The sequence below is a fragment of the Streptomyces sp. NPDC002994 genome, assembly GCF_040611155.1.
Lineage (GTDB): Bacteria > Actinomycetota > Actinomycetes > Streptomycetales > Streptomycetaceae > Streptomyces.
Genome location: NZ_JBEXNQ010000063.1, coordinates 1 through 6,084 on the forward strand (window position 1 = coordinate 1; position 6,084 = coordinate 6,084).

Genomic DNA, 6,084 nt, shown 5'->3' on the forward strand with positions numbered 1-6,084 from the left:
GGGCGCGCGCCCCCCCCCGGCGCTGGGCCTCCATGCCCCCCCCCTTCAAACCCCCGCCCCGCCACATCCAGCCCCTCCGGCGTTTGAGGAGCGGGGTCTGGGGCAGCGCCCCAGTTGCCCCGCGCAGCGGTCCGCCCTCAGCGAGCGTCAGGCGCCCAGGTGGGCGTCACCGCGCCCCCACCACCCGGAGCCGGACCCGGGCCCGGAGCCGGGACCTGAGCAGCCCCGCCCGAAAGCCGCCCCACCTCCGCCCGCAGCTCCTTCACCTCCCGGGTCAACGCCTCCAGCAGTACCGTCTGGCGGCGCTCCTCGACGTCGTCCCGCTCGAAGCGGGAGATGAACCAGGCAGCGATGTTCGCCGTCACCACACCCAGCAGCGCGATCCCCGAAAGCATCAGGCCAACCGCCAGCACCCGGCCAAGACCAGTGGTGGGCGAATGGTCGCCGTACCCGACCGTCGTCATCGTCGTGAACGACCACCACACCGCGTCACCCAGCGTCTTGATGTTCCCGCCGGGCGCGCCACGCTCGACCTCCAGCACCGCCAGCGAGCCGAACATCAGCAGCCCGATCACCGCGCCCCCGACGTACGTCGTGAGCTGGATCTGGGAAGCCATCCTGGCGCGCCGGCCGACCAGCAGCAGCGTGGAGACGAGCCGGAGCAGCTGAAGCGGCCGCAGCAGCGGCAGCAGCACCGCGAGCAGGTCCAGCGGATGGCTGCGGATGAAGAGCCGCTTGCTGGGGGACAGCGACAGCCGTACGACGTAGTCCAGCGCGAACGCGCCCCAGACCACCCACTCGGTCACCGTGCAGACCCGCCGCACCACGCCGTTGGCGTCGGGAGCGACGATCGGGACCGCGTACGCGACGGCGAATGCCCCTGCCAGCCCCAGCAGGAGCCCCTGTGTGCGCTGTTCCCACCGGATCTGCGCGGTCTGCACCTTCATGCCCGAATGGTAGGGAACGACGACGGGCGGCGGGACCAGAGGGTCCCGCCGCCCGTGCGCGCCTACGAGGTGCTTACGCGTCGCCCCCGGCCGCCCCGGGGTCCGCCGCCGTCACGTCCAGCAGCTGGTAGCGGTCGATCGCCTGCTTCAGCGCCGAGCGGTCGATCTTGCCCTCCCGGGCCAGCTCCGTCAGCACCGCCAGCACGATCGACTGCGCGTCGATGTGGAAGTACCTGCGCGCCGCACCCCGCGTGTCGGCGAAGCCGAAGCCGTCCGCCCCCAGCGAGGAGTACGTACCCGGCACCCAGCGCGAAATCTGGTCCGGAACCGAACGCATCCAGTCGGAAACGGCCACGAACGGACCGGAAGCCCCGGAGAGCTTCTGCGTAACATACGGCACGCGCTGCTCCTCCTCCGGGTGGAGCAGGTTGTACTCCTCCACCGAGACGGCCTCACGCCGCAGCTCGTTCCAGGAGGTCGCGGACCAGACATCAGCCTTGACGTTCCACTCCTCAGCGAGCATCCGCTGCGCCTCGACCGCCCACGGCACCGCCACACCGGAGGCCATGATCTGGGCCGGAGTCGCGCCCTTCTCGCCCTCCTTGAAGCGGTAGATGCCCTTGAGGATGCCCTCGGCGTCCACGTTCTCGGGCTCCGCCGGGTGCTGGATCGGCTCGTTGTAGACGGTCAGGTAGTAGAAGATGTCCTCGTTCTCGTCGGCGGTCCCGCCGTACATCCGCTTCAGACCGTCCTCGACGATGTGCGCGATCTCGTAGCCGAACGCCGGGTCGTACGACACACAGCCCGGGTTCGTCGAGGCGAGCAGCTGCGAGTGGCCGTCCGCGTGCTGGAGGCCCTCACCGGTCAGAGTCGTACGACCGGCGGTCGCACCCAGGACGAATCCGCGCGCGAGCTGGTCGGCCATCTGCCAGAACTGGTCACCGGTCCGCTGGAAACCGAACATCGAGTAGAAGACGTACACCGGGATCATCGGCTCGCCGTGCGTCGCGTACGCCGAACCCGCGGCGATCAGCGAGGCCGTGCAGCCCGCCTCGGAGATGCCGTCGTGCAGCATCTGACCGGTCGGGGACTCCTTGTACGCGAGCAGCAGATCGCGGTCGACCGCCTCGTACTGCTGACCCAGCGGGTTGTAGATCTTCGCACTCGGGAAGAACGCGTCCATACCGAAGGTGCGGTACTCGTCGGGGGCGATCAGCACGAAACGCTTGCCGATCTCCTTGTCCCGCATGAGGTCCTTCAGTACCCGCACGAAGGCCATCGTCGTGGCGATCGACTGCTGACCGGACCCCTTCTTCGCAGCCGCGTACGTCTTCTCGGTCGGCAGCGGCAGCGGCTTCGCCCGTACGACACGGGTCGGTACGTACCCGCCCAGCGCGTTGCGCCGGTCGTGCATGTACTGGATCTCTTCGGACTTGGGGCCCGGGTGGTAGTACGGCGGGTAGCCCTCGTCCAGCTGCTTGTCCGTGATCGGGATGTGCAGCCGGTCGCGGAAGCGCTTCAGGTCCTCGACCGTCAGCTTCTTCATCTGGTGGGTCGCGTTGCGGCCCTCGAAGTTCGGCCCCAGCGTCCAGCCCTTGACGGTCTGGGCGAGGATCACGGTCGGCTGGCCCTTGTGCGCCTTGGCCGCCGCGTACGCCGCGTACACCTTCTTGTGGTCGTGACCGCCGCGCCCCAGGTGCAGGATCTGGTCGTCGGTCATGTTCTCGACCATGGCGCGCAGCCGGTGGTCGTCACCGAAGAAGTGGTCGCGGATGTACGCGCCCGTCTCCGTGGCGTACGTCTGGAACTGGCCGTCCGGGGTCGTGTTGAGCTTGTTGACCAGCACGCCGTCGCGGTCCTGCGCGAGCAGCGGGTCCCAGCTCCGGTCCCAGACCAGCTTGATGACGTTCCAGCCGGCGCCCCGGAACTGCGACTCCAGCTCCTGAATGATCTTGCCGTTGCCGCGCACCGGGCCGTCGAGGCGCTGGAGGTTGCAGTTGACGACGAAGGTCAGGTTGTCCAGGCCCTCACGCGCGGCGATGGAGAGCTGGCCGAGGGACTCGGGCTCGTCCATCTCGCCGTCGCCGAGGTACGCCCAGACATGCGACTTGGAGGTGTCGGCGATGCCGCGCGCCTCCATGTAGCGGTTCATCCGCGCCTGGTAGATCGCGCCGAGGGGGCCGAGGCCCATCGAGACGGTCGGGAACTCCCAGAAGTCCGGCATCAGCCGCGGGTGCGGGTAGGACGACAGGCCGTACGGAGCCTTCGACTTCTCCTGGCGGAAGGCGTCGAGCTGCTGCTCGCTCAGCCGGTCCAGCAGGTACGCGCGGGCGTAGATGCCGGGGGAGGCGTGGCCCTGGAAGAAGATCTGGTCGCCGCCGTCACCCTCGTCCTTGCCGCGGAAGAAGTGGTTGAAGCCGACGTCGTAGAGGGAGGCGGAGGAAGCGAACGTGGCGATGTGACCGCCGACGCCGATACCCGGGCGCTGCGCACGGGAGACCATCACGGCCGCGTTCCAGCGGGTCGCGTTGAGGACCTTGCGCTCGATCTCCTCGTTGCCGGGGAAGAACGGCTCGTCCTTGGTCGCGATCGTGTTGACGTAGTCCGTGCTGCGCATCTCGGGAACGGCGACGCGCTTCTCGCGCGCGCGCTCGATGAGACGCAGCATCAGGTAGCGGGCGCGTTCACGGCCCCGCTCGTCGACGGCGGCGTCGAGGGAGTCGAGCCATTCCTGGGTCTCTTCAGGATCGAAGTCCGGGACCTGGCTCGGAAGGCCGCCAATGATGATCGGATTACGATCGGATCCGGAAGCCACGCTGTTCCTTCGCTGGTTGGGTCTTGACTTGAGGGGTGTCGCGCCGCCTCCATCGTGTACCCCGGAATCGCAAACGTCACCTCTACCGAGGGGTAACCACCGCTCGGTGAGAAGCTCGGCGTCGGCCCGGAGACGGATCAAGGATGGGTCCGGCCAAATCGCAACCTTACGCCCAACGCGTTTATGTGTTCCGTAAGGCTGTTCGGGTCTGAATGGCCTATCGAAGCCGCGTAGGCTTACAAACGTGTCGCAATGGTGTGGGATGGATCACCGGGGCCGTCTCCGGCCGGGTCTGGAGTTGCGGTGAACCGGCCCCATCCGTCACCGTTTCGGCTGTCTCCACGGCCGGGTACTTGCGCGATCGGTCCCGCACGTGTGGACTACGGCCAACGCCCACGCACGCGCGTGGACTGAAGGTATTCCCCAAAACATGATCAGGAGGCAATCCGTGAGCGCGACCGCGGACCACGCGGAGGAGCGAACCAACCCGGCAGTACGCCTGGGGTTCGTGCCCGGACAGGTGGTCCAGGAGATCGGCTACGACGAAGACGTCGAGCAGGAACTCCGTGAGGGCATTGAGGCGATCACCGGCCAGGAAATCGTCGACGAGGACTATGACGACGTCGCTGACGTCGTTCTTCTCTGGTTCCGTGACGAGGACGGCGACCTTACGGACGCGCTGGTGGACGCCATTGGTCTGCTCGAGGAAGGCGGCGTCGTACTGCTGCTGACTCCGAAGACCGGCCGCGACGGCTACGTCGAGCCCAGCGACATCAGCGAGGCCGCCCAGACGGCAGGTCTGTCCCAGACCAAGACCTTCAGCGCGGGCAAGGACTGGAGCGCCGGCCGGCTGGTGACCCCGAAGGCAGGCAAGCGCTGAGCCACCGCCGCGTCCGAGCAGACTCCTCATGAGCAGGCTGCGCCCAAGGCGAAACAGGGCCCCCGCCGACATCCGTCGGCGGGGGCCCTGTGCGTAGGCTGTCCGGACACAAAAGGCCCAACGAGGGGATGGCGCTTCCCATGGCGATCGAGGTCGGCACCCTGGCCCCGGACTTCGAGCTGAAGGACAACCACGGCCGGACGGTGAAGCTGTCCGACTTCCGGGTCCCCGGCGACGCCCGGAACGTCGTCCTGCTCTTCTACCCCTTCGCCTTCACCGGTGTCTGTACGGGCGAGCTGCGCGCGCTGCGCGACGAACTGCCGCAGTTCGTCAACGACGACGTACAGCTGCTCGCCGTGTCCACCGACTCCATCCACACCCTTCGCGTGTACGCCGAACAGGAGGGCTTCGAGTACCCCCTCCTGTCGGACTTCTGGCCACACGGAGCGGCCTCCCGGGCGTACGGCGTCTTCGACGAGGACAAGGGCTGCGCGGTGCGCGGCACCTTCGTCATCGACAAGGAGGGCGTCGTGCGGTGGACCGTGGTGAACGGTCTGCCCGACGCGCGTGACCTGAACGATTACCTCAAGGCGCTCGGCACGCTCTAAGGCTTTCCCACCGAGTTGCCGAGCGCCCGAAAAATCGGGACACCGGGCATGCTGCGCACGGGAACCGGTCACTAGGATCGACTCGTTGATCCGATGCCAGCGCATTAACGGGGGTCCTCGGCCCCCCGACACACTTGGGAGGACTCGTGGGAGTCAGCCTCAGCAAGGGCGGCAACGTCTCGCTGACCAAGGCCGCCCCCAACCTGACCGCGGTCATCGTCGGTCTGGGCTGGGACGCTCGTACCACCACCGGGGGTGACTTCGACCTCGACGCCAGCGCGCTGCTGACCAACACGGAGGGCAAGGTCACCAACGACTCGAACTTCGTCTTCTTCAACAACCTCAAGAGCCCCGACGGCTCCGTCGAGCACCTCGGTGACAACACCACCGGTGAGGGCGAGGGCGACGACGAGGTCATCAAGGTGAACCTGGCCGGTGTGCCGGCCGACGTCGCCAAGATCGTGTTCCCGGTCTCGATCTACGAGGCCGAGGCGAGGCAGCAGAGCTTCGGCCAGGTCCGCAACGCGTACATCCGCGTCGTGAACCAGGCCGACAACACGGAGCTGGCGCGCTACGACCTGAGCGAGGACGCCTCGACCGAGACCGCGATGGTCTTCGGCGAGCTGTACCGCAACCAGGCGGAATGGAAGTTCCGGGCCATCGGCCAGGGTTACGCCTCGGGCCTGCGCGGCATCGCGCAGGACTTCGGCGTCAACGTCTGAGCGGGCTCCCCTCACCACCGTCCGGGGGCGGGCCCCCCCCGGGCGGGGGGGGGGGGGGCGCGGCCGCCCCCCACAATTCGTTGGCCCGGGGGGGGGGGAGATAATTTGTGTG

The 6,084-nt window shown here is 67.8% G+C and carries 5 protein-coding genes; 3 read left to right on the forward strand and 2 right to left on the reverse strand.

Annotated elements, in window-relative coordinates; genetic code table 11:
* Nucleotides 1-137 precede the first annotated feature (137 nt).
* Both ABZX79_RS37560 and aceE read right to left on the reverse strand, forming a co-directional pair.
* Nucleotides 138-947: a potassium channel family protein gene (locus ABZX79_RS37560; RefSeq protein WP_355268482.1), complete on the reverse strand. Its 810-nt coding sequence runs from the start codon at nucleotides 945-947 to the stop codon at nucleotides 138-140.
* A gap of 73 nt (nucleotides 948-1,020) precedes the next feature.
* Complete coding sequence (gene aceE / locus ABZX79_RS37565) at nucleotides 1,021-3,762, reverse strand: pyruvate dehydrogenase (acetyl-transferring), homodimeric type (RefSeq protein ID WP_355268485.1); 2,742 nt, start codon at nucleotides 3,760-3,762, stop codon at nucleotides 1,021-1,023.
* A gap of 448 nt (nucleotides 3,763-4,210) precedes the next feature.
* On the opposite strand from aceE, the gene ABZX79_RS37570 reads away from it, so the two are divergent.
* The 3 genes from ABZX79_RS37570 to ABZX79_RS37580 all read left to right on the forward strand — a co-directional run bounded on the left by ABZX79_RS37570 (nucleotide 4,211) and on the right by ABZX79_RS37580 (nucleotide 5,972).
* Nucleotides 4,211-4,642, forward strand: coding sequence for a DUF3052 domain-containing protein (locus ABZX79_RS37570; RefSeq protein ID WP_214979968.1), 432 nt, complete (start codon nucleotides 4,211-4,213; stop codon nucleotides 4,640-4,642).
* A gap of 140 nt (nucleotides 4,643-4,782) precedes the next feature.
* Nucleotides 4,783-5,250 (forward strand): peroxiredoxin, encoded by a 468-nt coding sequence (locus tag ABZX79_RS37575; protein ID WP_355268488.1) that lies wholly within the window; start codon nucleotides 4,783-4,785, stop codon nucleotides 5,248-5,250.
* Between the two features lie 146 nt (nucleotides 5,251-5,396).
* Nucleotides 5,397-5,972: a TerD family protein gene (locus ABZX79_RS37580; RefSeq protein ID WP_355268490.1), complete on the forward strand. Its 576-nt coding sequence runs from the start codon at nucleotides 5,397-5,399 to the stop codon at nucleotides 5,970-5,972.
* Nucleotides 5,973-6,084: the final 112 nt, after the last annotated feature.

Excerpts from the sequence above, each read along its gene's own strand:
- ABZX79_RS37560 (WP_355268482.1), bottom strand. The coding sequence starts at position 947 with ATGAAGGTGCAGACCGCGCAGATCCGGTGGGAACAGCGCACACAGGGG.
- ABZX79_RS37575 (WP_355268488.1), top strand. The coding sequence starts at position 4,783 with ATGGCGATCGAGGTCGGCACCCTGGCCCCGGACTTCGAGCTGAAGGAC.